22 protein-coding genes, 1 other RNA gene and 1 pseudogene are annotated in these 23,405 nt (G+C 67.0%); 8 read left to right on the top strand and 16 right to left on the bottom strand.

Annotation, left to right across the window (positions count from 1 at the left end; genetic code table 11):
• Positions 1 to 19: 19 nt before the first annotated feature.
• Entirely contained in the window at positions 20 to 622 is a 603-nt protein-coding gene (locus U743_RS11995) for a hypothetical protein (protein ID WP_043768597.1), read from the bottom strand.
• 155 nt (positions 623 to 777) lie between these two features.
• Here U743_RS11995 and U743_RS11990 point away from each other — a divergent pair, with 155 nt between their 5' ends.
• From U743_RS11990 to U743_RS11965, 6 genes are all read left to right on the top strand, one after another.
• Positions 778 to 1,449 (top strand): alpha/beta hydrolase, encoded by a 672-nt coding sequence (locus U743_RS11990; protein WP_043768595.1) that lies wholly within the window; start codon positions 778 to 780, stop codon positions 1,447 to 1,449.
• A gap of 93 nt (positions 1,450 to 1,542) precedes the next feature.
• Positions 1,543 to 2,022: a tellurite resistance TerB family protein gene (locus U743_RS11985; RefSeq protein ID WP_052368054.1), complete on the top strand. Its 480-nt coding sequence runs from the start codon at positions 1,543 to 1,545 to the stop codon at positions 2,020 to 2,022.
• Entirely contained in the window at positions 2,019 to 5,528 is a 3,510-nt protein-coding gene (locus U743_RS11980) for a response regulator (protein WP_052368052.1), read from the top strand. Before U743_RS11985 ends, U743_RS11980 begins: the two co-directional genes overlap by 4 nt.
• Positions 5,529 to 5,532: 4 nt before the next feature.
• Positions 5,533 to 6,378, top strand: coding sequence for a CheR family methyltransferase (locus U743_RS11975; protein ID WP_043768593.1), 846 nt, complete (start codon positions 5,533 to 5,535; stop codon positions 6,376 to 6,378).
• Complete coding sequence (locus tag U743_RS11970; protein WP_043768591.1) at positions 6,375 to 6,953, top strand: chemotaxis protein CheB; 579 nt, start codon at positions 6,375 to 6,377, stop codon at positions 6,951 to 6,953. Before U743_RS11975 ends, U743_RS11970 begins: the two co-directional genes overlap by 4 nt.
• Complete coding sequence (locus U743_RS11965) at positions 6,941 to 7,990, top strand: diguanylate cyclase domain-containing protein (protein WP_052368050.1); 1,050 nt, start codon at positions 6,941 to 6,943, stop codon at positions 7,988 to 7,990. Before U743_RS11970 ends, U743_RS11965 begins: the two co-directional genes overlap by 13 nt.
• Here U743_RS11965 and U743_RS11960 read toward each other — a convergent pair.
• Genes U743_RS11960 through proC form a run of 5 tightly spaced genes read right to left on the bottom strand, consistent with a single transcriptional unit; the run spans position 7,975 to position 11,585 of the window.
• Positions 7,975 to 8,421 (bottom strand): DUF4426 domain-containing protein, encoded by a 447-nt coding sequence (locus U743_RS11960; RefSeq protein ID WP_043768589.1) that lies wholly within the window; start codon positions 8,419 to 8,421, stop codon positions 7,975 to 7,977. The two genes, U743_RS11965 and U743_RS11960, sit on opposite strands and share 16 nt — an antisense overlap.
• Positions 8,418 to 9,044: a methionine biosynthesis protein MetW gene (gene metW, locus U743_RS11955; protein ID WP_232226773.1), complete on the bottom strand. Its 627-nt coding sequence runs from the start codon at positions 9,042 to 9,044 to the stop codon at positions 8,418 to 8,420. The genes U743_RS11960 and metW overlap by 4 nt, the downstream gene beginning before the upstream one ends.
• Positions 9,044 to 10,195, bottom strand: coding sequence for a homoserine O-succinyltransferase MetX (metX, locus tag U743_RS11950; RefSeq protein WP_043768587.1), 1,152 nt, complete (start codon positions 10,193 to 10,195; stop codon positions 9,044 to 9,046). Before metX ends, metW begins: the two co-directional genes overlap by 1 nt.
• A 2-nt stretch (positions 10,196 to 10,197) precedes the next feature.
• Positions 10,198 to 10,755 (bottom strand): YggT family protein, encoded by a 558-nt coding sequence (locus U743_RS11945; RefSeq protein WP_043768585.1) that lies wholly within the window; start codon positions 10,753 to 10,755, stop codon positions 10,198 to 10,200.
• Positions 10,755 to 11,585: a pyrroline-5-carboxylate reductase gene (proC, locus tag U743_RS11940; RefSeq protein ID WP_052368436.1), complete on the bottom strand. Its 831-nt coding sequence runs from the start codon at positions 11,583 to 11,585 to the stop codon at positions 10,755 to 10,757. The genes U743_RS11945 and proC overlap by 1 nt, the downstream gene beginning before the upstream one ends.
• A gap of 128 nt (positions 11,586 to 11,713) precedes the next feature.
• Here proC and ilvA point away from each other — a divergent pair, with 128 nt between their 5' ends.
• Complete coding sequence (gene ilvA, locus U743_RS11935) at positions 11,714 to 13,246, top strand: threonine ammonia-lyase, biosynthetic (protein WP_043772030.1); 1,533 nt, start codon at positions 11,714 to 11,716, stop codon at positions 13,244 to 13,246.
• Between the two features lie 212 nt (positions 13,247 to 13,458).
• Here ilvA and U743_RS11930 read toward each other — a convergent pair whose 3' ends face one another.
• The 7 genes and pseudogenes from U743_RS11930 to sohB form a co-directional block, all read right to left on the bottom strand.
• The gene (locus tag U743_RS11930; protein WP_043768583.1) at positions 13,459 to 13,923 is read right to left on the bottom strand and encodes an EVE domain-containing protein; all 465 of its coding nucleotides are present in this window, start codon (positions 13,921 to 13,923) and stop codon (positions 13,459 to 13,461) included.
• 14 nt (positions 13,924 to 13,937) lie between these two features.
• Positions 13,938 to 14,441, bottom strand: a pseudogene (locus U743_RS19315) (5-formyltetrahydrofolate cyclo-ligase); the annotation flags it as partial.
• A gap of 73 nt (positions 14,442 to 14,514) precedes the next feature.
• A non-coding RNA gene (gene ssrS / locus U743_RS18815) (6S RNA) lies at positions 14,515 to 14,697 on the bottom strand.
• Positions 14,698 to 14,724: 27 nt separating this feature from the next.
• On the bottom strand, positions 14,725 to 15,033 hold the full coding sequence (locus U743_RS11920; RefSeq protein ID WP_043768579.1) for a cell division protein ZapA: 309 nt from the start codon (positions 15,031 to 15,033) through the stop codon (positions 14,725 to 14,727).
• A complete protein-coding gene (locus tag U743_RS11915; RefSeq protein ID WP_043768578.1) occupies positions 15,026 to 15,223 on the bottom strand; it encodes a hypothetical protein in 198 nt (65 codons plus the stop codon). Before U743_RS11915 ends, U743_RS11920 begins: the two co-directional genes overlap by 8 nt.
• 60 nt (positions 15,224 to 15,283) lie before the next feature.
• Positions 15,284 to 16,633: a DegQ family serine endoprotease gene (locus tag U743_RS11910; RefSeq protein ID WP_043772028.1), complete on the bottom strand. Its 1,350-nt coding sequence runs from the start codon at positions 16,631 to 16,633 to the stop codon at positions 15,284 to 15,286.
• A 142-nt stretch (positions 16,634 to 16,775) separates the two neighbouring features.
• Positions 16,776 to 17,789 (bottom strand): protease SohB, encoded by a 1,014-nt coding sequence (sohB, locus tag U743_RS11905; RefSeq protein ID WP_043768576.1) that lies wholly within the window; start codon positions 17,787 to 17,789, stop codon positions 16,776 to 16,778.
• A gap of 192 nt (positions 17,790 to 17,981) precedes the next feature.
• Between sohB and U743_RS18175 the strand changes: the two genes are divergently transcribed.
• Positions 17,982 to 19,145, top strand: coding sequence for an OmpA family protein (locus tag U743_RS18175; protein ID WP_156966422.1), 1,164 nt, complete (start codon positions 17,982 to 17,984; stop codon positions 19,143 to 19,145).
• Positions 19,146 to 19,279: 134 nt separating this feature from the next.
• Here U743_RS18175 and hemH read toward each other — a convergent pair whose 3' ends face one another.
• The 3 genes from hemH to U743_RS11885 are packed head-to-tail and all read right to left on the bottom strand — an operon-like array spanning position 19,280 to position 23,400.
• On the bottom strand, positions 19,280 to 20,356 hold the full coding sequence (gene hemH / locus U743_RS11895) for a ferrochelatase (RefSeq protein ID WP_043768575.1): 1,077 nt from the start codon (positions 20,354 to 20,356) through the stop codon (positions 19,280 to 19,282).
• A 31-nt stretch (positions 20,357 to 20,387) separates the two neighbouring features.
• Positions 20,388 to 22,025 (bottom strand): alanine/glycine:cation symporter family protein, encoded by a 1,638-nt coding sequence (locus U743_RS18170; protein WP_052368044.1) that lies wholly within the window; start codon positions 22,023 to 22,025, stop codon positions 20,388 to 20,390.
• 37 nt (positions 22,026 to 22,062) lie between these two features.
• Positions 22,063 to 23,400 carry a sodium-dependent transporter gene (locus U743_RS11885; protein WP_043768573.1) on the bottom strand — a complete coding sequence of 446 codons (1,338 nt, stop codon included), beginning with the start codon at positions 23,398 to 23,400 and terminating at the stop codon, positions 22,063 to 22,065.
• Between the last annotated feature and the right edge of the window lie 5 nt (positions 23,401 to 23,405).

Below are 23,405 nucleotides of genomic sequence, written 5' to 3'. Positions count from 1 at the left end.
TTCACGCCAGGTTCAGCCTTCAGTCGAGGTCACCCATCTGGCCGGTGCCGCCCTCCATCCAGGCGCGGTATTCGCCGGAGCTTAGCGCACCGGTGTCGTCCGCCTGGAAGCCGAGCAGGCCGCCCAGCAAGCCGCCGAGCAGGCCGCCGCCGCCGTCGCCGCCATCACCACCGTTATCGATGGGCTGTGGCTCGTCGCTGTCCTCATTGTCGGCGACTTCGTAGATGATGAAGCCGAGGCCCGCCGCGCCCAGCGCGACCAGCCCCCAGTCCGTCCAGTTGTAGACGATGTCGCCGTCCTGCTGGTAGACGACCGGGTCGCGGGCGACCATGGGTACGCCGTTGAGCGTGGCCTCGGTCAGGCCCGCGCGGTCGAAGTCGATGCGCGCGATGGGCTCGACTTGCGTCCATTGCAGCGTGCTGTTGCGATCGATGCGCAGGCCGGCACGCAGCTGGCTCTGCTGGTAATCGCTGCTCGCACCAAACCCGAGGCTGAGGTAGGCGCGGGCGGAAGGATCGCTCCAGAGCGCGCGCTCGCTGAGCATGTCGGCGGCGACGCCGGCGGAGGCGGTGCTGCCCAGGCCCAGGAAAAGGCTCGCGGCAAGGGTCTTCCAAGCTTTCATGTCTGCTCCCCGATGATTGGCGCGCCGCAATTCTGCGTTAAGCGGGCACGCGTGTGCTTTTGGACTATAGGATGGCACAGGGGGCGTCGCAAGGCAGCGTGGGTGCGTCTCGGGTGCAGATAGACTGATTGCCCAGTCGATCGGGAGCCCATCAAATGCAGGAAGGAATGGCTGCCGGCGCGCGCCAGCGTCTGCGCATCGCCGGTACCGCTGGAGATATCGAGTGCGCGCTGTCCGGACCGCGCGAGGCGCCGCTGCAGGGCGCGCTGCTGGTCTGCCACCCACACCCGCTCTACGGCGGGACGATGGACAACAAGGTCGTCACGACGCTGGCCGCGGCCGGCAACGACGTCGGACTAGCGGCGCTGCGCTTCAACTTCCGCGGCGTCGGCGCCAGCGCCGGCGCGCACGACGACGGGCGCGGCGAGGCCGATGACTGCGAGCGTCTCGCTGCCTGGCTCCGCGCCGAGCTCGACGGACTGCCGCTGCTGCTGGCCGGTTTCTCCTTCGGTGGTTTCGTCGCGCTGCGCGCCCAGTCCGCGATCGAGCCGGCATGCTTGGTGACTGTGGCGCCGGCGGCGCGTTATCTCGAATCCGGTGAGCCCACCGCCTGGCCGCGCTGCCCCTGGCTCAGCATCCACGCGGCCGACGACGACGTCGTGCCGCTGGCCGAGACGCAGCAATGCCTGGCGGCCGCCCAGCCGCCACCGCACTGGGAAATCCCGGACAGCGGTGGGCACTTCTTCCACGGTCGGCTGGATGCCGTACGGGCCCCTGCCCGGGATTTCATGCAGGCGCTTCTCGCGGCTGCGCCGCCGGAAAATTGAGGCCGGAGGCGGTGCTATCCTCGCTCGACAGTTGAAGCGATACAGCGAGCGCCCTATGCCCATATCCGCCTGCCGCAATCCGAGCCGCTGAGCATGCTCTGGGAGAAGCTCAAGACCGCGCTGTCTACGGGTGGCTCCGAGGCTGCCAGCGCGCCTGAAACCGAGTTGGCCACGGCCGTTCTGCTCTACGAGATCGCCAGCGCCGACATGGAGATCGCCGACGCCGAGAACGAGACCCTGCAGCGCCTGCTCGCTGCTCTTCCCGGCGTCGACCCCGAAACCTGCGAGGCGCTGATGGCGCGCGCGGCGTCGCACCAGAACGAAAGCGTGTCGCTGCACGAGTACGCCGACGCTCTCAATGCCCGGTGCAGTTTCGAGGAGAAGCGCCACCTGGTGCGCATGATATGGGAGGTCGCCTACGCCGACGGCGTGCTCGATGCCCACGAGGAGCACATGGTGCGCCGGCTGGCCGATCTGCTCTTCGTGCCGCACAGCGTCTTCATCCAGGAGAAGCTCGCGGTCGAGGCCACCCACCGTGACGGCGGCGACGGGGAGGCTGCCGGGCGCGCATGACGGCAGAAGCGCAAGGTGAGCGGCGCCGGCGCGGCTTGCGTCTGCGCGGACGCTTCAATCTCGCCTTTGCGCTGATGCTGTTGCTGCTGGCGGCGCTGGTGGCGTTGTTCGCTACCGCCATTGTGCAGCTCAATACGGCGCGCATGCTGGAACAGGAGGTCGCCGAGCGCCTTGCGTTCGCGCAGCGTCTGCAAGCCGTGGTTCACGAACAGGAGAGCAGTCTGCGCGGCTATCTGCTGAGCGATCAGCCCGCCTTTCTCGAGGACTACGAGACTGCACCGGAGACCCTCGACAAGCTGCTGGGGGAACTGCGCACGATCGGCGAGTCGCATACGGCGACGCTGGATCACATAGATGACCTCATGCGGCGCTGGCGCGTCGAGTTTGCCGAGCCGGCACTGGCCATGCATCGCGCCGGTGAGGAGCAGGCGCTGCGCGAGCACATCGAATCGGGTCGCGGGCGCGCCATTCTCGCCAGTCTGGAAACCCGGGTGGACGCTATGGCGCGCAGCGATCGGCAGCGGCAGGACGCTGGCGCGGCGCAGCTAGCTCAACGCCTGCACTGGATCGAGTTGGCCGGTAGCGCTGCCGTCTTCGTGGCGTTGCTCGTCATGTTCGGGCTGGCGCGCGTCACGCGCAGCCGGATCGCCGATCCGATGCGTCAGCTCGCCACCAGCATGCGCCGCCTCGCTGCCGGCGATCAGAATGTCGTGATCGGTTTCACCAAGCAGGCCGATGAGATCGGCGAGATGGCGCGCGCGCTGGAAAGCTTCCGGGCTACCAATGAGCAGCAGCGCCTGAACGCCTGGATCAAGGCCACTGTCGCCGATCTCAGCGAGCCGCTTGCGCGCTGCGACGACTGGCAGCGCTTCGGCGCGACTCTGCTGCGTGGGCTCGCCCCCCAACTGTCCGCGACCTCGGCCGTTCTCTACCGCGCCGAGGGTGATGCAGCGCGGGCCGTCGCCGTGGCCTCCTGGGCCTACGGCCGCGTGCACGACGATACCGAGCTGGTCTTTGCCGCCGGTGAGGGGCTGGTGGGCGAGGCGCTGCGCTCGGCGAGCCCCGTCCGCCGGACGCAGATACCGGAAGGCTATCCGGAGGTGCGCGTCGGCACCGGCACATCAATGCCGCGCTATCTCGCCATCGAGCCGCTGCGTATCGGTAGCGAGGTGGTCGGGCTGCTGGAGTACAGCGCCTTCAACGCCCCGAGCGACGCCGAGCGCGCGCTGCTCGAAGAGATGGGGCGCGTGCTGGCGCTGGCCATGGACAGCCTCGACGGCGATGTGCGCACGCGCGAGCTGCTTGCCGAGACACAGCGCCAGGCCCAGGCGCTGGCCGAGAGCGAGGAGGAGATGCGCGCGCAGCAGGAGGAGCTGCGCGTGACAAACGAAGCTCTGAGCAGCCAGGCGGCGGAGCTGGAGGAGCAGGGTGAACGAGTGCGGGCCTCGGAGGAGGAGCTGCGAGTGCAGGCGCAGCAGCTGCGCGCAGCCAATACCGAGCTGCAGCAGATGTCCGAGCGGGTCGAGCAGCACAGCCGCGAGGTCGAGCAGGCATCGCGCTACAAGAGCGAGTTCCTGGCCAATATGTCGCACGAACTGCGCACGCCGCTGAATGCGCTGCTGATCCTGAGCAAGAGTCTGGCCGACAACGACGAAGACAATCTCAGCGAGGAACAGATCGAGTCGGCGCGCATCATCCACGACAGCGGCCAGAACCTGCTGCGCCTGATCAACGATGTGCTCGATCTCTCCAAGATCGAAGCCGGTCGACTGGAGGTGCGCGGCGAGGCCTTCGATCCGCGGCCGCTCTTCGAGGGCCTGCGCCGGCAGTTCGAGCCTTTGGCGCGACAGAAGAGCCTGCGCTTCACGCTGCACGTGGACGAGGTTCTGCCGCAGCAGATCCACCACGACGCCGACAAGCTGCGGCAGATCGCCGTGAACCTGCTGGGAAATGCCATCAAGTTCACGCAGAGCGGCGAGGTCGAGATGACGCTCAGCGTGGAGTCGGCCGAGGGGGAAGAGTGGCTCTGTCTGGCTGTGCGCGATACCGGCATCGGTCTCGACGAGGAAGCCGGGAAACGCATCTTCCAGGCCTTCGAGCAGGCCGATGGCTCGACCTCGCGTCGCTACGGCGGCACTGGCCTCGGGCTGGCGATTTCGCGCAAGTTGGCGATATTGCTGGGCGGCAGCCTGGAGGTCGACAGCGCGCCCGGTCAGGGCAGCTGCTTCCGGCTGCGCGTGCCCATGCATCTGCCGGGGGTTGTTGATGCGGCGTCATCCGCCGCGGCGGGTAGCAGCGAAGAAGGCAAGGAAGCGCTGGCTCTGCCCGCGCCCGCCCTGGAGGGTGGGACGAAGCCACGCCTGCTCATCGTCGAGGACGACACCGTCTTTGCCGGCATCGTTGCCCGTGTCGCGGAGGGCCGCGGCTACGCGGTGCGCCAGGCCGTCACAGGGCAAGAGGGGCTGGAAACGGCTCGCGAGTGGCGGCCGCACGGCATCGTCCTCGACGTCGGGCTGCCGGATATGGACGGCTATGCACTGCGCGATGCCTTGCAGGCGCAGCCGGAGACGGCAATGATTCCGGTGCATTTCATCAGCGGCGCCGAGGACGAAGGCCGGGCCGAGGGTGCGTTGGGCTTCCTGCGCAAGCCGGTCGATCGCGAGGCGCTGGACGGAGTGCTGGAGGCCTTGATGCCGGCTGAAGCCGCTGAGCGCGGCATTCTCCTCGTCGATGGCGACGCCAGCGCGCGCGCGACGGTCGCGGAGTTGCTGCGCAGTCGCTCGACGGCACCGGTGGTCGAGGTTGCCAATGGTGAGGCGGCGATCGCACGGTTGCGCAAGAGCACGGCCTTCGGTTGCATGATCGTCGACTTGGATCTGCCGGACATGAGCGCGCCGGAGTTGCTCGATCACCTCGAGCGCGAGGGCCTGAATCTGCGTGTCGTCGTGCAGGCAGCGCGCGCGCTGGAGGGTGCGGAAGAGCTGCGCCTGCGCGCGCACACCGACAGCGTCGTGATGAAGGGAACGCCGGCCAGCCAGCGGCTGGTTGACGAAGTGACGCTTTTCCTGCATGCCATGGACGATGCTGCCGCGAAGGCGCCCACTGCCGGTGCGCAGAACACCGACCTCAAAGGCCGGCGCGTGCTGCTGGTGGACGACGACGTGCGCAATGTCTTCGCGCTGTCCAAAGCGCTGCGCGCGCGCGGTCTGGAGGTCGTCATGCAGCAGGACGCGACCAGGGCGTTGGCCGTGCTCGACAGTGAGGATGCCGGCGGCATCGAGATCGTGCTGATGGACATCATGATGCCGGGCATGGACGGTTACGAGGCCATGCGCCGTGTCCGCGAGAACCCGCGCCACCGCGAGCTGCCCATCATTGCGCTGACCGCGAAGGCCATGCGAGGTGACCGCGAAAAATGCCTGGCCGCCGGCGCCAGCGACTATATGAGCAAGCCCGTGGACGTCGACAAGCTGCTGTCGTTGATCCGCGTCTGGCTGGAGGCCTAGACGCGTGGCGCCAGAACAGGAGCAGGCGCCGGCGGCCGAGGATATAGAGGTCGAGCTCTTCATCGAGGCGCTCAGGCGGGCCTGGGGCTACGATTTTTCCGGTTATCTGCGCGCCAGCCTCAAGCGCCGGATCCTGGCGTTGGTGGCAAAGCGCGATCTTTCCGGCATCAGCGCGCTGATTGCGCAGTGCCTGCGCGAGCCCGACACCGCAGCCGACATCGTGGCGGCGCTGTCGGTGCCGCATTCCAGCCTCTTCCGCGACCCGGACGTCTTCGCGCGGCTTCGCACCGAAGTGCTGCCCTGGCTTGCCAGCCACCCGAGCCCGACGATCTGGCACGCCGGCTGCGCTGCCGGTGAGGAAGCCTACTCGCTCGCGATCCTGCTGCACGAGGCCGGGCTGCTCGCGCGTAGCCGGATCTACGCGACGGACATCAACGAGGCTGTTCTCGCCCGCGCCCGAGAGGGCATCTTTCCGCTCGCTCAGGGCCGTGATTTCGCCGAGGGGTATCTCGCCGCGGGCGGTGCAGCCAGTTTTGCCGACTACATGCTCGCCCAGTACGGGCGCATCAAGCTGCACGACTGGCTGCGCGCGCCGATGACCTTCGCTGTTCACAACCTGGCGACCGACGAAGTCTTCGTTGAGGCGCAGATGGTGATCTGCCGCAATGTCTTCATCTATTTCGACAGCGCGTTGCGCGCTCGTGCGGTGCGGGTCTTCGCCGAGTCGCTGGTGCGCGGCGGCTATCTGCTGCTGGGTGCGCGCGAGCATGTCGACGCTGCGCTGATGCGGCGCTGGTTCCAGCCGCTCGGCGAAGGCTTGTACCGACGCCTTGCCGAGGACGCGGAATGATGCATCCGGAAGCCGCTGCGCGGGCCCTGGTCATCGTCGGCTCGAGCGGCGCCTACGCGGCGCTCGCCGATCTGTTGCCCCAGCTGGCTGCGCCGGGTGACGTCGCCGTGATCCTGCTGCTGCACCTGCCGGAAAGAGGCATGCCCGAGGGTTTCTCCAGCCTTGACCGACTATGCGCGATCCCGGTCGGCGAGGCCGCCGAGCGCGCCCCGGCTCGCGGCGGCATGCTGCATGTGGCGCCACCCGGTTATCACTTGCTTGTCGAGCGTGATGGCTGTTTCTCCTATTCGCTGCACGATCGCGAGCGCTATGTGCGGCCCGCCGCCGATGTCTTACTGGACAGCGCGGCCGACTGCTGGGGGCCGCACCTCTGCGCCTGCATCCTCAGCGGCGCCAACGACGACGGAGCGCAGGGTATGCGCGCGGTGCGCGATCGAGGCGGCTTCAGTCTCGCGCAGACACCGGCCGAAGCGCAGTTTCCGAGGATGCCGCGCGCGGCCATTGACGCAGGCGGCGTCCAACAGGTCGCGACGATGCAGGAGCTGCGGAGGGAGCTGAATCAATGGATGAGCTGAGCACGGACGAAGGGGTGCCGCGACCGCGCATCCTGGTCGTCGACGATATCCACGCCAATCGGGTCGCCATGCGCCGATTGCTGGCGCAGGTCGACGCCGAGATCGTCGAGGCCGCTTCCGGTGCCGAAGCGCTGGCGGCCTGCCTGGAGACGCAGTTCGCGCTGATCCTGCTCGACGTGCAGATGCCGGACATGGACGGCTTCGAGGTGGCCGAGCTGCTGTCCGGCCAGGGCGAGCTGTCGCAGACACCGGTGATCTTCGTCACGGCCAACTACACCGCCGAGCTGGACGCGCTGCAGGGCTACGAGCTGGGGGCGGTCGACTATCTCACCAAGCCGGTGAACGAGACCGTGCTACTGGCCAAGGTGCGCGCCTTCCTGGAACTCTACCGCACGCGCGGCCGGCTGCAGCAGCTGCTCGGTCAGATGGAGGCCTATAACCGGCGCCTGCAGGCGGAGATCGCCGAGCGCAAGCAGGCCGAGGCGCGCGCGTTGCATCGCGCCTATCACGATCCGCTGACCGATCTGCCCAATCGTGCGCGCTTCTACGAGCAGCTGGAAACAGCGCTGGCCGAGGATGCGGCCGCGGTAGGCCTCGTCTTCATCGATCTCGACGGCTTCAAGGCGCTCAACGACGGACACGGCCACGCTGCTGGCGATGCGCTGCTGGTGGCGGTGGCGGGCCGTCTTCTGGGCGCGTTCCGGCGCGAGGATGTGGTGGCACGCCTGGGAGGTGATGAGTTCGCGGTGCTGCTCGCCGGCCTGCCCGCCGATCAGCCCGATCTGCCGCGTCGGCTCGCCGAGACCGTCATCGACAAGCTGAGTCGGCCCTTCGCGCTGGAACTCGCCGAAGGCGCGATGGAGGCGCGGATCGGCGCAAGTGTCGGCGTGGCGCTCGGAGCCCGCGATGGTGGTAGCGCGGATGCCCTCGTCGCCGCCGCCGACGCGGCGATGTACCGCGCCAAGGCCGCCGGCAAGGGGCGCGTGATGATGGCGGGCGACGAGGCGCCGCGGCTGCCCGGTCAGTCGGTGCGGTAGAAGGTCTGCTCGAAGCGCAGCGGGATGGCGCGGCCCGCGCCTTCCGGGAGGACCTGCAGATCGAAGCGCAGGCGCTCGCCGTTGGCGATGCGGAACTCGGCGAGCACGTACCAGACGCCGCCGTCCTCGACGGCGCGCGGGGCGAAGGCTTTTTCCTGACCAGTGAGATTGCGCACCTCACCTTCGGCCGTCGTGCGCAGGCTGCTGCCGTCGGAGACGCGCTGGGCGTTGAGCACCAGCAGGGCACGCGCATCGCTGCGCCTGATGTCGAGCGCTCGGGCGGTGACCGGCGGCACATCGGTGGTGTTGATGGCCGCGTAGTGGATCTCGTAGCCGTCGGCGAGCACGGACTGCCCACCTTGCTCGGCGACCGCGGGCAGGGCGAGAATCGCGAACAGCAGCAGCGCGGTGCTGCGCAGAGTGATGCTCATGGGCGAGCGGCCTCCGATTCCAGCATGTAGACGGCGATCTCGGTAAAGAGATTGGGCGCAAAGCGTTGCAGCCAACCGTCCTGATGATCGTGGTTGAGGAGGTTGCGGCGCGTGATGCGCCAGTGATTCTCACTACAGAGCGTCTCGAAGTCGCGCACCGTGCAGAGATGGATATTCTCGCTGTCGTACCAGTGCTCGGGCATGGTGCGCGTCAGCGGCATGCGCCCCCGCAGCACATCCAGCCGCGCCAGCCAATGCCCGAAGTTCGGGAAGGTCACGATGGCGGTGCGGCCGACGCGCAGCATTTCCGCAATCGCCAGATCCGGCCGCTGCAGCGCCTGCAGGGCCTGGGTCATGACGACGTAGTCGAAGCTGGCAGTGGCGTACTGCTGCAGGCCTTCGTCGACGTCGCCCTGAATGACGTTGACCCCGCGCGCTACCGCGGCGGTGATTTCATCCTCGTCGATCTCCAGGCCGTAGCCGGTGACGTCGCGCTCGGCGTTGAGGAAGGCCAGCAGGGCGCCTTCGCCGCAGCCGAGGTCGAGGACGTGCGCCTCGGATGGAATCCACTCGCTGATCAGCGCCAGATCGGGCCGGAGGTTCTCGGGCATGTTGGGGCGCATCAGCAACCCACCTCGCGCGCCACCCGGGCGATATAGTCGCCGAGTATTCGGTGGTAATAGGGGATGGGCATGAGGAAGTCGTCGTGGCCGAGGCTGGAGGGCACGCAGACGTAGGCCACCGGCTTGCGTGCGGCCACCAGCGCCTGGACGATCTCGCGCGAGCGTTCCGGCGAGAAGCGCCAGTCCGCCTCGAAGGCGATAACCAGGGAGCGCGCCTGCACGCGCTCCATCGTGGCCGCCAAGTCGCCGCCATACTCGCTGGCGGGGTCGAAGTAATCCAGCGCCTTGGTCATCAGCAGATAAGTGTTGGCGTCGAAGCGCGAGACGAATTGCTGGCCCTGATAGCGCAGATAGCTCTCCACTTCGAACTCGACGTCGAAGTGGTAGCCGAGGATGTCCGAGCGGCGCATGCGGCCGAATTTCTCGCGCATGGCTTCGTCGGAGAGGTAGGTGATGTGCCCCAGCATGCGCGCCAGCCGCAGCCCGCGCTCGGGCGTCACGCCGTGCTCCAGATAGCGTCCGGCGTGGAAGTCGGGATCGGCGAAGATGGCCTGACGGGCAATTTCGTTGAAAGCGATATTCTGCGCCGAGAGCTTGGGAGCGGCGGCGATCACGACGGCATGACGCAGGCGCTCGGGCTCGTCGATGGCCCATTGCATGACCTGCATGCCGCCGAGGCTTCCGCCGACGGCAGCGGCCCACTGGTCGATGCCCAGCCGGTCGGCGAGCAGCGCTTGCGCGCGCACCCAGTCGCGAACCGTCACCATCGGGAAGTCAGCGCCCCAGGGGTGGCCGGTCTCCGGGTTGATGCTGGTCGGCCCGCTGGAGCCGGCGCAGCCGCCCAGATTATTCAGGCTTACGACGAAGAGCCGGTTGGTGTCGATGGGCTTGCCGGGCCCGATGCAGGCATCCCACCAGCCCGGCTTGCGCTCCTCGGCGCTGTGATAGCCGGCAGCGTGGTGGTCGCCGGACAGCGCATGGCAGACGAGCACGGCGTTGCTGCGCTCGGCGTTGAGCCGCCCGTAGGTTTCGAAGACCAGGTCGAAGCCGTTCAGCGAGCGCCCGCACTCCAACTCCAGATGATCGTCAAAGTGCAGTATCTCGGGAGTGACGATGCCGACCGAGCCCGGCTCTGTTTCTGGCTTGCCCACCGTTAGCGCAGCACCGGATGCAGGGGCACGAGATAGTAGAACACCTGCAGCAGCAGGATCGCGACCAGCGGCGAGAGATCAATGCCGCTGACCATCGGCACGATGCGCCGGATGCGTGACAGCAGCGGCTCGTTGAGGCTCCACAGCACGCTGCCGGCGCGGTTGTTCACGCCGGGCCCGAGCCAGGACAGAATCGCCTGCACGAAGATGCTGAAGGTCAGCAGCATCAGCGTCATCGTGATCAGCGACAGCAGCCCCAACCACAGCGCCGGCAGCAGCCCGACGCGGTAATCGAGGATGGCAAAGACGGCATAGATGTAGAGAACGGCCAGCACATAGAGCACGAGCACGCCGGCCAGATCCCACTGCCGGTAGCGCGGCACGATGCCGGAGAGCGGCCCCACCACCGGTTGCGTCAGTCGCCAGACTAGCTGCGAGACCGGGTTGAAGAAATCCGCGCGTACCAGCTGCAGTGCCACGCGCAGGATCAGTACCCAGATCGCCAGCTTGAAGAGCGTGGAAACCAGAAAGAAAAGCGCGTTGTCGACATTCGAGCCCATCAGTGCTCAGATTCCTCGTCGTGGGTGGGCGGCGCGGACAGCTCGCGCGCACGCTTGGCTGCCGCGGCCATGGCGCGCGCCATCAGTGCGCTTAGGCCGCCTGCCTCCAATTCGGCAAGCGCGGCGGCCGTGGTGCCGCCAGCCGAGGTTACACGTGCGCGCAACTCACCGGCGGTGGCCGTCTCCTCGGCGAGCAGGCGGCCGGCGCCGATCAGCGTCTGGCGTGCCAGTTTTTCGGCTGTCTCTTGTGGCAGGCCGAGCTGTTGGCCGGCTGCGGCCATGGCTTCGCCGAGGGCGAAGACATAGGCCGGCCCCGAGCCCGACAGCGCGGTGACGGCGTCGATCTGCGCTTCGGATTCCAGCCAGACCGTGGCGCCGGCCGCGCCCAGCAGATAGTCGATCTGCGCGCGCGCCGCCTCGCCGATATCGGCGTCCGCCCAGATGCCGGTCACTCCTGCCCCCAGCCGTGCTGGCGTATTCGGCATGCAGCGCGCCACGCGCACGCCTTCCGAAAGCTGGCTGCGCAGCCAGTCGCAGGAAAGCCCGGCCGCGATGGAGACCACTAGCGCGCCGGCCGGCACCGGTGTGGCGGCCAGCGCCTCGGCCGCGACCTGCGGCTTGACCGCGAGCACGGTGACGGCCTCGGCTTTCAGCGGCGCGCCGGGAGCGACAACGGTGACACCGTGCTGGTCTCTGAGGGCTGTTGCGCGCGCGGACTCCGGCTCGACGACGAGAATGCGCTCGGCGTCGTGGCCGGACGCAAGCAGTCCGGCGATGATGGCGTCGGCCATATTGCCGCCGCCCAGAAACTGGAGGGGAAGGTCATGCATCGAGGATTGCAGTGGCGCGTTCGAGGCGCTGGCGAAAAATGCATGATAATCGCGCCGCCCGCCGGGCTGCAGAACGAGCCCCGCCATCGACAGGAGGCCGCGTGTCGCAATCCGAGCAAGCCGAGGCGCTGATCGCGCGCTACAAGCGCCGCATCGAGGCGGCGCGCGTTTATGACGTCGCCATCCGCACGCCGCTGTCGCCGGCGCCACGGCTGTCCGCGCGCATCGGCAACAAGCTGCTGCTCAAGCGCGAGGATCTGCAGCCGGTGCATTCCTTCAAGTTGCGCGGCGCCTTCAACCGCATCGCGCAGCTTTCCGAAGCCGAGCGCGCCAAGGGCGTCGTCTGCGCCTCGGCCGGCAATCACGCCCAGGGGGTCGCACTGGCTGCGCGCACGCTGGGTTGTACGGCCTGGATCGTCATGCCGCGCACGACGCCGCAGATCAAGGTGGATGCCGTGCGCGGCTTCGGCGGCAAGGTGGTGCTGCACGGCGACGCCTACGACGAGGCCTCCGCGCACGCCGCCAAGATCGTGGAGGAGCGCGGCGCGACCTATATCCCGCCTTACGACGATCCGCTGGTCATCGCCGGTCAGGGCACGATTGCGCGCGAGATCGTCGAGCAGTTGGCGGAAGCCGGCGAGAAGCCGCTGGATGTAATCTTCGTCTGTGTTGGTGGCGGCGGCCTGCTGGCCGGTGTGGCGGCCTATATCAAGGCCGTATCGCCGACTACCAAGGTCATCGGCGTAGAACCGGAGGATTCCGACTGCATGGGCCGCGCGCTGGCTGCCGGCCGACGTGTGATCCTGCCGCAGGTTGGACTGTTCGCCGACGGTGTCGCCGTGCGTCAGGCCGGCAAGGAGCCTTTCCGCGTGGCGCGCGCTTGCGTCGACGCGATGCTGACCGTCAGCATCGACGAGATCTGTGCGGCGGTGCGCGACGTCTTCTACGAGAATCGCAGCGTGCCAGAGCCGGCCGGCGCGCTGGCCGTGGCCGGCGCCAAGCGCTGGGCGCTGGAAACCGGCGCGCGCGACAAGCGGCTGGGCGCGATCGTGTCCGGCGCCAACGTCAACTTCGACCGTCTGCGCCACATTGCCGAGCGCGCCGAGCTGGGCGACCACAATGAAGCGCTGCTGGCGGTGACCATCCCCGAGCGCCCCGGCGCCTTTCGGACTTTCTGTCGGGATCTCGGTCGCCACGCCATCACCGAGTTCAACTACCGCTATGCCGACAGTCAGGCCGCGCATATCTTCGTGGGTGTGCGCGTGGCGGGCGGCCTGGACGAAGCCGCCGAGCTTGTCGAGCAGCTGCGTGGCAAGGACTATGCGGTGGTCGATCTGACCAACGACGAAATGGCCAAGATCCATATCCGTTACATGGTCGGCGGTCGCGCGCCCGGCTTGGCCGATGAGCGCCTGTTCCGTGTCGAGTTTCCCGAGCGTCCGGGGGCGCTGCTGACCTTTCTCAACAAGCTCGGCACGCGCTGGAATGTCTCACTCTTCCACTACCGCAACCATGGCTCCGCGCACGGCCGCGTGCTGCTCGGCCTGCAGGTGCCGCGCGGCCAGATCCGCGCCTGCCGCGCGCGGCTCAAGGCCACGGGGTATCCGTGGTGGGAGGAGAGTGGGAATGCGGCTTATGGGTTGTTCTTGGGGACGGATTGACGCCACCAGCGTGCGCGGGCGAGTGCTTTGCTCACGGAAGCTACGTGCTCGTCGCCTTTGCGATCAGCTGACTGCTTTTGAGTGGAGAGGGTTCCTTTGTGAGCGCCTTCTTCAGGCGCTGGTCCGGTAGCTGGGGTTTCAGAGCGCGGAACCGCCGTCGCCAACGGTCATTCATGAACCATGCCGGTCCATCGGTACCGACCTGTCGGTCGCTACTCCAGCGATAGAATGAACTCCCAGTGCTCCTCAGCCACCGGCATGATCGACAAGCGATTGCCCTTGGCCAGCAGCTTCATACCGGCAAGCGGCCCTTCCGCATGTTCGCGCAGTTCGGACAGCGCGATGTTGCGCTTCAGATGCCGGATATAGCGCACATCGACGAGCTGCCAGCGCGGCTGCTCGGGCGTTGCCTTGGGGTCGAAGTACTTGCTGTCCGGATCGAACTGGCCTGGGTCCGGGTAGGGCGTCGAGGCGATCTCCATCACGCCGACGATGCCGGGCTCGGCGCAGTTGGAATGGTAGAAGAAGGCCTGATCACCGACCTCCATGCGGTCGCGCATGAAGTTGCGTGCCTGGTAGTTGCGGATGCCGTCCCAGGGCTCGGTCTGCTTCGGGCGGTTGCGCAGATCGTCGATGGAAAAGGCGTCGGGCTCGGATTTCATCAGCCAGTAGGCCATGTGAGTTCTCGTGCTCAGTTGCGGGCGGGGAGGCGGCGGAAACCGCGCTCGGTGATGACGGCGTCGATGGGCACATCCCAGGCGGCACGCGGCAGCTCGGGGAATTCCTGTACTCCGAAAGCATAGCCGCAGAGCAGCGGACGGCGGCCGCGGCGCCCCGCGAGCCAGCGATCATAGTAGCCACCGCCGGCGCCCAGGCGCGTACCGAAGGCGTCGAAACCCACCAGCGGCAGGAAGACGATATCCAGCGCGCCGCGGAATACAGCCGGGCCGTCCGCCGGTCGCGGGATGCCATAGGCACCGGCTCGCAGCGGGCCGCCTAGCCAGTGTCGGAATAGCATGCGCCCATCGGAAGCGATGACGGGAAGATGCATGGACACGTCCTCGCGCGCCGCCGCACACAGCAGCGGGGCTGTGGATAACTCGCTAGCGTGGTGGATATAGGCGGCGACGCGCCGGGCTTGCCGCAGACGGATCAATCGGATCGCGCTACGTGCGGCGGATTCGGAGGCCGCGCGCTTTTCGGCTGGCGAGAGTTTGCGCCGCGCCGCGCGCGCCTGTCTTCTGAGCCGCGCGCGCTGGGAATCGGGGGTGTCTCCCGCCTGTGCCGTCATTCGCCTGGAACCTTGAGACTAGCGTCTCAAGTGGGTGCCTAGACGGATCATCGGGCTTCCCGCTGCGGGGCGGGCTTGCACGCCAGAAACGACATCAGCTCCCTGGGTTTAAAAATAGGCTCAAGGGTTGCTGGGCGAACCACGAACACCGCAGGAGACACGATTCACACCTTAGCAGCTGGCGCGCTCAGTCGTTGCGCGCCATGGTGCTGTCGATGTCCAGCCGCAGCTGGCGCACGCGCTCGGCAGCCGCCTTGCGGCTCTCGGCGTCCTCGCCGGAGCCGCCGTTCTCCATCAGTTCGCGCGCCAGATTGAGTGCAGCCATGACGGCGATGCGCTCGGTACCCAGAGCCTTGCCGCGTTTGCGGATGGTGCTCATGCGCTCATTGAGCATCTCGGCCGAAGCTACCAGCAGCTCGTGCTGGTCGGGCGGGCAGGCGACGGTGTATTCGCGGCCCATGATGCGCACGGTTATGGTGATGCTGTTGTCAGCCATCGCTCTGCTCCAGCTCGAGCGCACGGATGCGGGCAACGATGCGCTCGATGCGCTCGCGCAGCTCGCGATTGGTTTCGAGCAGCCGATCGCGCTCGGCTTCTGCGCGATGCTGCTCGCTCTTGGCTTGCCGGTAGGCGCCTAGTAGCTGGTGCACACGCTCTTCGAGCTGACTGAACTCCTCATCCATCATGGCCGCTCCCGATGCATGGCGCCGAGTATAACGACGCCGGCGCCATGCATTGCAAAGCCCCTATTGCAGCAGCACGAAGAGAGCGCCATTGCCGCGGCGAACATGCAGCAGCAGCTGCTCGCTGCCCTCGGCGATGCTGCCCAGATCGTTCACCGAACGCACTGGCTGCCGGTTGGCCGCCATGATGATGTCGCCGGGACGCAGCCCGGCCGATGCCGCCGGGCTACCGCGCTCGATTTCCAGCACCTGCACGCCTTCGGCGCGGCCGGAGAGCGGATGATCCTCGGCGATGGGGCCGAGGCGTGCGCCTTCCAGGCGGGGGTGCAGCGCATCGCCGCCGGATTCGGCTTGCTCGTCGTTGCCGATCTCGACCGTTACTTTGCGCCGCTTGCCGTCGCGCAGCACCGTGAGCTTGACCTTCTCGCCGATGCGCTTGAGGCCGATGTGATTGCGTAGCTGGAGCATGTCGTCGACGGCCTTGCCATCGGCCTCGACGATGATGTCCTCGGCCTTCAAGCCGGCCTTCTGGGCCGGCGAGTCTTCCATGACCTTGCTGATCACCACGCCGTCGTCGACCTCGAAGGCCTGCGCCAGCTCGGGGGTCAGCGTTTGCCCGACGATGCCGATGCGCCCGCGCTGGACATCGCCGTGCTCGACGAGTTGCTCCATGACGGTGCGCGCGAGATTGGTGGGAATGGCGAAGCCGATGCCGATGTTGCCGCCGGTACGCGACAGGATTTGGCTGTTGATGCCGACCAGTTCGCCGTCGAGATTGATCAGCGCGCCGCCCGAGTTGCCGGGGTTGATGGCGGCGTCGGTCTGGATGAAGTTCTGGTAGCCCTCGGTGCCGGTCATGCGTCCGAGTGCGCTGACGATGCCGGAGGTCACCGTCTGGCCTAGGCCGAAGGGGTTGCCGATGGCGAGCACGAAGTCGCCGACGCGCAGCACGTCGGAGTCGGCCACCGGCAACGCCGGCAACCCGCTGGCGTCGATGCGCAGCACGGCGATGTCGGTTTCGGGGTCGCTGCCCACCAGCTCAGCCTCGAGATCGCGGCCGCTGGAGAGATTGACGATGATCTCGTCTGCCTTGGCGATGACGTGGTGATTGGTCAGAACCAGGCCCGCCTCGTTGTCGACGATGACGCCGGAGCCTACCGGCTGCGCCTGACGCTGCCTTGGCTGCGGCTCATCCGGCAGGCCGAAGAAGCGCCGGAAGAAGGGGTCCTGCATCAGCGGGTTTTCGTCCATCCGCTGCTGCCGTGCCTTGATCTTGATGTTTACGACCGCCGGCAGCACTTCCTCGAGCATGGGGGCCAGAGTCGGCTTGTCGGCGGCAAGCAACGGCGTCGCCGGTGCGGCGGGGCTGGCCAGCAGCGAAGCCAGTGCTAGGAGAGCGGCGCTCAGGGAGATGAAGCGGGGCGCCGGGCTGGCGCTAGCGTGGTTTGCTCGCATCGAGAACCTTGTGTCGTTTCTGGGTGGGGCGGAGCGGCGGCTCCGCATGGCACGGAAGACCGCGCCAATATCAATTCGTTCGCGGAAAGCCCCGCAATCTTCAGTGATGCTGTCCAAGAGCCTGCCACAGCGGCCGCAGGCGCATCTGCATGCGCTCGGCGAGGCGCTGCATCAGCGGCTTGGGCTGGCGGAGGCTGATGCGGAACAGGTCGTGGCTGCCCATGCGCTGCAGCAGATAGTCGTCGCTGGTCATCAGCTCGTCCACCAGCTGGCGTTCGGCCGCACGCGTTCCGAACCAGTGCTCGCCGCTGGCGACCGCCTCCAGGTCGAGCTGCGGGCGATAGCTGTGAATGAATTCCTTGAATAGAGCATGCGTGTCCTCCAGCTCTTCCAGCGCCTTGCTGCGCGCGGCATCGGTGTTCTCGCCGAAGACCGTCAAAGTACGCTTGTGCTCGCCGGCGGTGAGCAACTCGTAGTCGATCTCCTTGTTTTTCAGCAGGCGATGGAAGTTGGGCAGTTGCATGACCACGCCGATGGAACCGATGACGGCGAAGGGGGCGGCGATGATGCGATCGGCCACGCAGGCCATCATGTAGCCGCCGCTGGCCGCCACCTTGTCGACAGCCACGGTAAGGCGGATGCCGCGCTTGCGGATGCGCGCGAGCTGCGAGGCGGCCAGGCCGTAGCTGTGAACCATGCCGCCTGGGCTCTCCAGGCGCAGAATGATCTCGTCGCCGCTGTCGGCCACCTGCAGCAGCGCGCTGATCTCTTCGCGCAGGGAGCTCACTGCCGAGGCGCGGATATCACCCTCGAAATCGAGCACGAAGCCGCGCGGTCGGGTCTTTTGACCGGCGGGTGCTTTGTTCTCGTCCTTGCGCTGGCGCTTCAGCGCCTTGATGACGCTTTTGCGCTGCGTTGCCGGCGTAACGGCGAGGCGGAGGCGATCCGCGCGCTCGCGCAGGCGCTCGTTCAGCGGATGAATCTCCAGCGGCGCGGGCTGCTCCTCCTGCTGCGAGCGCGTCAGGCGCGAGATCAGCGCGATGAAAGCGCCGATCAGAGCGAGGAAAAGCAACAGCTTGAGCGCGAAAGCGCCCACATCCGAGAATAGAGACATCGTAAAGAGTTCCTTGGGGGGTTCAGGAGCGGCTCAGCCAGCTCATGGCCTATTAGGCATGTTAGGCATGATCAGCGTCATCGCTGGTAAAACGACAGCTGATATAGTAAAACGGCGGAAATGTCCGGGCAGGACGTTTTCATTTTTCAATTCAACTAGGCTGCGCAGCAGACCACAGGGAGCATAACGATCGTGAGCAGAAAACTCGCATTCATAGTCGGCACAGCCGCCATGCTGATGGGAACTCAGGTGGCGACTGCTCAGGAAGGCGGGACGGTCAAGGCTTTCTCGTCGCTTTCTTATCAACACACCTTCGACAGCAATGACCGGCCGAACGAGGAAGGTCACGGCATCCATATTTCCGGCGGTTACTTCTTCACGCCGAATCTAGCGGGCGAGATCGCCGCGGACTTCAGCCGCTTCGGCGAAGAAGACGGCGTCGACCGCGATGGCGAGAGCTTGAACCTGAAGATTGGCGGCCTCTACGCCTTCAACCGCGGCGGCCTCATCGAGCCCTACGTCGGCCTCGGCGGCGGTCTGGCCAACAACGAGCTGGACCCGCCCGACGAGAATCGTCGTCGTGCCTTCGGCGAAGTTACGCTCGGCGTCTTCAGCTACCCCTCCGTCAACTTCGGTTTGCGCGGTGAGTTCGCCTACCGTTACACGGATGGCTTGCCGGCGGCAGCTATCGGCACTGCAAAGAGTTCCGCCAACGAGGCCATTCTGCGCGTGGGTGTGCTCTTCCCGCTGGTACGCTCGATCCCGGTGGCCGCGGCGGCCGACACGCCGGAGCCGCGCCGCGAGGTCAGTGACTCCGACGGCGACGGCGTTCCGGACAACATGGACGAATGCCCCGGCACGCCGCAGGGCGTGCGTGTGAATGCCCGCGGCTGCCCGATTGACTCGGACGCTGATGGCGTTCCGGACTACAAGGATGAGTGCCCCGGCACTGCCGCCGGCGTGCGGGTCGACGAGGTCGGCTGCCCGATGGATGTATCCATCGACCGCAAGTTCGAGGACATCAACTTCGGCTTCGACAAGGCGACGCTTACCGACTACGCCAAGAGCACGCTCGACAAGACAGCCGCAGAGATCCAGCAGCTGATCGCAGAAGACAGTGAGCTGCGCGTCGATCTTGAGGGGCACACCGACAGCATCGGCACCGACGCTTACAACAAGCGTCTCGGCGAGCGTCGAGCCACTGTGGTTCGTGACTACCTGGTCGAGAAGGGTGTGGGTGCCGCGCGCATCAGCACCAGCAGCGCCGGCGAGTCGGATCCGATCGCCAGCAACGAGACGGACAAGGGCCGGTTGCTGAACCGCCGCGTCGAGGTCCGTGCGATGAGCGGCAACTAAGCCCGCTCTTTGGACGGGGCTTCGGCCCCGTCCACGCTGCATAAATAAGAGAAGCCCCACGACCTGAGGTCGTGGGGCTTCTTTTTTTTGTTTCGCCGAGGGCGGCTTGCGGGAGGCTCCGTGCGACGCAGCCCTCAGCCGCCGGAGGTGGGCAGGCGTTGGACCCGCTCTGCGATAAGTTCGCTGTCGATCGCAGTCGGCTGCCAGCCGGCGAGTTGACGCGCGGCCAGCTGCGCGATCGTCGCGCAGTGTTCGGGCTGTGCGTTCAGGGCGGGCACGTAGCGCAGTGCCTTGCCACCGGCGGCCTGGAACTGCTCAGCGTACTGCTGCGCCATTTCCTCCAGCGTCTCCAGACAGTCTGCGGCGAATCCGGGGCAAATGGCGTCGAGCTGTCTGACACCGCGCGCGGCCAGCGCATCAATGCGCTCGTCCGCATAAGGCTGCAGCCAGGGCTCACGCCCGAAGCGGGACTGGAAGCAGACGCTGTAGTCGTCTTCCCCCAGCGCGAGCGCTTCGGCCAGCAGGCGCGCTGTCTTGTGGCAGTGGCAGTGATAGGGGTCACCGGCGTCGAAGTAGCGCTGCGGGATGCCGTGAAAGCTCATCAGTAGGTGATCGCCGCGTCCGTGCTGCAGCCAGTGCGCCTGCACCGAGTCGGCCAGGGCGTGGATAAAGGCTGGGTCGTCGTGATAGGCGTGCACGCTGCGCAGCTCGGGCATCCAGCGCTCCGCCGAAAGGGCAGAGAAGACGCCGTCCATGACCGAAGCCGTCGTCGTCCCCGAGTATTGTGGGTAGAGGGGAATCACGACCAGCCGGCGCACGGACTGCTCGCGCGCCTGCGCGATCGCCGAGGCGATGGAGGGATTGCCGTAACGCATGGCATGGAAGACTGGCACGCCGTCCAATCCCGCGGTCACCAGCTCGCGTGCTACGCCTTCGGCGAGCTCGCGGGTGTGCACGAGTAGAGGCGCCCCTTCCTCCAGCCAGACACTAGCGTAGCTCTTCGCCAGCCGGCGCGGCCGCAGCGGCAGGATGATGCCGTTGAGGATGGGCCACCACAGCGCCCGGGGCAGATCCACGATTCTCCGGTCAGACAGGAATTCGCGCAGGTAGCGGCGAATTGCCGGCGCGGTAGGCGCATCCGGCGTGCCCAGGTTGACCAGCAGCACGCCGGCGCGTGGCTGCGCGCGGTGGGCCTCGACGCTTTCCGTCATTGGCTTTCGTCCTCGACGGCGGCGGCTGCCGTCAGCCGCCGTCGCGCAGTTGCTCGAAGTATTCGCGCTGGGCCGCGAGGGCCTTGTGCGCGAGCAGAACCATCAGCGGCAGGTTAACGATAAGCATGAAGCCGATGGCGACGGTGCTCAGCGTGTCCAACTGCGCGTCGGTACGTACGACGCCTACAGTCGCCACGACGATAAGCAGACACCAGAGCAAGCGATAGGTCATCACCGGCTTGTCGCCGAAAAGATAGACCACACCCTGCTCCGCGTAGTAGCTCCAGGTGATCATCGTCGAGAGCGCGAACAGCCAGACCGCGGCGGTCACCATCCACTGCCCCAGACCAGCCGCCGCGCTGTCGAAGGCGGCCGCAGTCAGAGCGGCAGCCGGCAGATCCTCGTAGAGTCCCGGCCCTTCGGCGCGCGGCGCCTCGGCGCTATCGATCGTCTGCCAGTTCAGAGCGCCGTTGGGGCCGACTTCGGCGTAGACGCGTTCCAGCTCCGAGTCGGAGCCGGCGCGTACCAGCATGAAGACCTGATCGCCTGCATCAAGGCCTTCCGCGTCCGGCAGCTGCGCCAGCTCGGGCTGCCACTGGCCCTCCGCGGTCTCTACGAAATCCGGACTCGCCGCCAACTCGGCAACCGGCCCGCGCTCCCAGACCCCACTGGAGAGAATCACCAGCGCCGTGATCGTGCAGACCACGATGGTGTCGATGAAGGGCTCCAGGCCCGCGACAACGCCCTCACTGGCCGGCTTGCGCGTCTTCACGGCGGCGTGGGCAATGGGTGCGGAGCCCATGCCCGCCTCCGAGGAGAACAGCGCCCGCCGCATGCCGAGCAGAAAGGCGGTGCCGACCGCCGCACCGGTGAAGGCGCCGCTGGCCTCTGCCGGCGAGAAGGCCGAGGTCACGATCAGGCTCAGCAGCCGTGGCAGCTCCTCGGCATTGGCGAGCAGCACCCAGACCCCGCAGCCGACGTAGATGAGGCACATGAAGGGCACCAGCGTCGCGGCGGCCCGTCCGATGCGCCGGATGCCGCCAATGATGACCAGCCCGACCAGAAAGGCGAGCACGATGCCCGAGAGCCAACCCGGCACACCGAAGTAGCTGCGTGCCAGCTCGGCCGCGTTCCAGGCCTGGAACATATTGCCGCCGGTGAGCCCGAAGAGGATCAGCGCAACCGCGAAGACGCTGCCGGCCACGGCGCCGACGCCCGCAAGACGCGGCGACAGCGCGCGCAGCCCTTCGCGACAGACGTACATCGTGCCGCCGTGCGGGTTGTCGGGGTCGCTGGTGTCGCGATAGAGCATCGCGAGGGTGACCTCGACCATCTTGATCGACATGCCGACGAGGCCGACCACCCACATCCAGAAGACCGCGCCCGGCCCGCCCAGGGAGACAGCGATCGCCACGCCGCCGATATTGCCCAGGCCGACGGTGGCCGACAATGCCGCCGACAAGGCCTGGAAATGGCTCAGCACGCCCTTGCCGTCGTCGGCCAGATCGTGGCGGCCGGCGACGAGCGCGAAGCCGTGCGTCAACGAGCGGTACTGCGAGAAGCCCGAGAACAGCGTGAAAGCCACGCCAGCAATCAGCAATGCGATCAGTACCGGCACCGACAGCAGCACGCTGTTGATCGCGCCGAGCATGGACAGCAATTCGTTCATCGCCCCTCTCCCTTGATGTCGGGCCGATCCGGGGGTCCTAGATCAGCCCGGTGCTCTGCAGCAGGATCAGCACCAATGCCGGCGGCGCAACGAAGCGCAGCAGCAGCAACCAGCCGCGTGCCCAGATGGGCGCAACGCCACTCGTATTGCTCAACTCCTCAAGAGCCCCCTGGCCCCAGAACCAGCCGACGAAGACAGCGGTAATCAGCGCACCCACCGGCATCATGACATTGGTGGCCGCGAAATCCATGGCGTTGAAGAAGCTCATGCCGGCAATTTGCAGCCCGGGCGCTGCGCCCATCGACAGCGAGGAGGGCACGCCCAGCGCCAGGCAGATGCTGGCGCAGACCCAGACCGTGCGTCCACGCGACCAGCCGTGCTCGTCGGTCAACCAACTGATGGCCGGCTCCAGGATGGAAATGGCCGAGGTCAGAGCCGCCACGGAAAGCAACAGGAAGAAAGCCGGGCCGACAATGGCCCCGCCCGGCATGGCCGCGAAAGCCGCCGGCAGCGTGATGAAGGTCAGCCCCGGTCCGGCCTCCGGGCTGACGCCGAAGGCAAAGACCACCGGCATGATGGCCAGACCGGCCAGCAGCGCTGCAACCACGTCCAGGCTGATGATGGCGCCGGTGGCGACGCCCAGCCGCTCGTGCGGGCGCAGATAGGAGCCGTAGGTCAGCATGCAGCCCATGCCCAGGGACAAGGAGAAAAAGGCTTGTGCCAGCGCTGCGGTGAAGGTGGCGCCGGATATCTTCGAGAAATCCGGCTGCAGCAGGAAGGCTACGCCGGCCCCGCCGCCCGGCAAGGTCATCGCGTAAACCGCCAGCCCGACCAGCAGCAGGAAGAGCAGCGGCATGAGCACGCGGTTGGCGCGCTCGATGCCGCGCGTGATGCCGCCGCCGACGGTGGCCCCGACCAACGCCATGAAGAGCGCCGCCAGAGCCAGCGGCGCCCAGATGCCCCCGGACAGCGCCACGAACTGCGCGCCGAGAAGGTCCGGGTCGGTGCTGTCCAGCCCGCCCGCCAGCGACAGGCCGAGATAGGCCAGTGTCCAGCCGGCGACGACGACGTAGAAGGAGAGAATGACGAACCCGGTGATTACCCCCAGCAGCCCCGCTGGCCGCCAGATCCGCCCCCCGAGTTGACCGAAGGCCCCCACCGGATTGCGCTGGGTGGCGCGGCCGAGAACGATCTCGGCGAGCAGCACCGACACGCCGAAGATGGCGATGATGCCGAGATAGATGATCAGGAAGGCGCCGCCGCCATTCTCGCCGGCGGTATAGGGGAAGCGCCAGATATTGCCGAGACCGACGGCGGAGCCGGCCGCGGCCATGACGAAGCCCAGTCGGCTGCCCCAGTTCTCCCTTGCTTTCATCGCGC

This window comes from Algiphilus aromaticivorans DG1253 (genome assembly GCF_000733765.1).
GTDB classification, from domain to species: domain Bacteria; phylum Pseudomonadota; class Gammaproteobacteria; order Nevskiales; family Nevskiaceae; genus Algiphilus; species Algiphilus aromaticivorans.
This window is presented reverse-complemented; position numbering and strand designations above follow the sequence as displayed.

Bases quoted from the DNA above. Each gene is read 5' to 3' on its own strand.
- U743_RS11995 (WP_043768597.1), bottom strand. From the start codon at position 622: ATGAAAGCTTGGAAGACCCTTGCCGCGAGCCTTTTCCTGGGCCTGGGC.
- U743_RS11990 (WP_043768595.1), top strand. From the start codon at position 778: ATGCAGGAAGGAATGGCTGCCGGCGCGCGCCAGCGTCTGCGCATCGCC.
- U743_RS11985 (WP_052368054.1), top strand. From the start codon at position 1,543: ATGCTCTGGGAGAAGCTCAAGACCGCGCTGTCTACGGGTGGCTCCGAG.
- U743_RS11980 (WP_052368052.1), top strand. From the start codon at position 2,019: ATGACGGCAGAAGCGCAAGGTGAGCGGCGCCGGCGCGGCTTGCGTCTG.
- U743_RS11970 (WP_043768591.1), top strand. From the start codon at position 6,375: ATGATGCATCCGGAAGCCGCTGCGCGGGCCCTGGTCATCGTCGGCTCG.
- U743_RS11965 (WP_052368050.1), top strand. From the start codon at position 6,941: ATGGATGAGCTGAGCACGGACGAAGGGGTGCCGCGACCGCGCATCCTG.
- U743_RS11960 (WP_043768589.1), bottom strand. From the start codon at position 8,421: ATGAGCATCACTCTGCGCAGCACCGCGCTGCTGCTGTTCGCGATTCTC.
- metW (WP_232226773.1), bottom strand. From the start codon at position 9,044: ATGCGCCCCAACATGCCCGAGAACCTCCGGCCCGATCTGGCGCTGATC.
- U743_RS11945 (WP_043768585.1), bottom strand. From the start codon at position 10,755: ATGGGCTCGAATGTCGACAACGCGCTTTTCTTTCTGGTTTCCACGCTC.
- proC (WP_052368436.1), bottom strand. From the start codon at position 11,585: ATGCATGACCTTCCCCTCCAGTTTCTGGGCGGCGGCAATATGGCCGAC.
- U743_RS11930 (WP_043768583.1), bottom strand. From the start codon at position 13,923: ATGGCCTACTGGCTGATGAAATCCGAGCCCGACGCCTTTTCCATCGAC.
- U743_RS11920 (WP_043768579.1), bottom strand. From the start codon at position 15,033: ATGGCTGACAACAGCATCACCATAACCGTGCGCATCATGGGCCGCGAA.
- U743_RS11915 (WP_043768578.1), bottom strand. From the start codon at position 15,223: ATGATGGATGAGGAGTTCAGTCAGCTCGAAGAGCGTGTGCACCAGCTA.
- sohB (WP_043768576.1), bottom strand. From the start codon at position 17,789: ATGTCTCTATTCTCGGATGTGGGCGCTTTCGCGCTCAAGCTGTTGCTT.
- hemH (WP_043768575.1), bottom strand. From the start codon at position 20,356: ATGACGGAAAGCGTCGAGGCCCACCGCGCGCAGCCACGCGCCGGCGTG.
- U743_RS18170 (WP_052368044.1), bottom strand. From the start codon at position 22,025: ATGAACGAATTGCTGTCCATGCTCGGCGCGATCAACAGCGTGCTGCTG.
- U743_RS11885 (WP_043768573.1), bottom strand. From the start codon at position 23,400: ATGAAAGCAAGGGAGAACTGGGGCAGCCGACTGGGCTTCGTCATGGCC.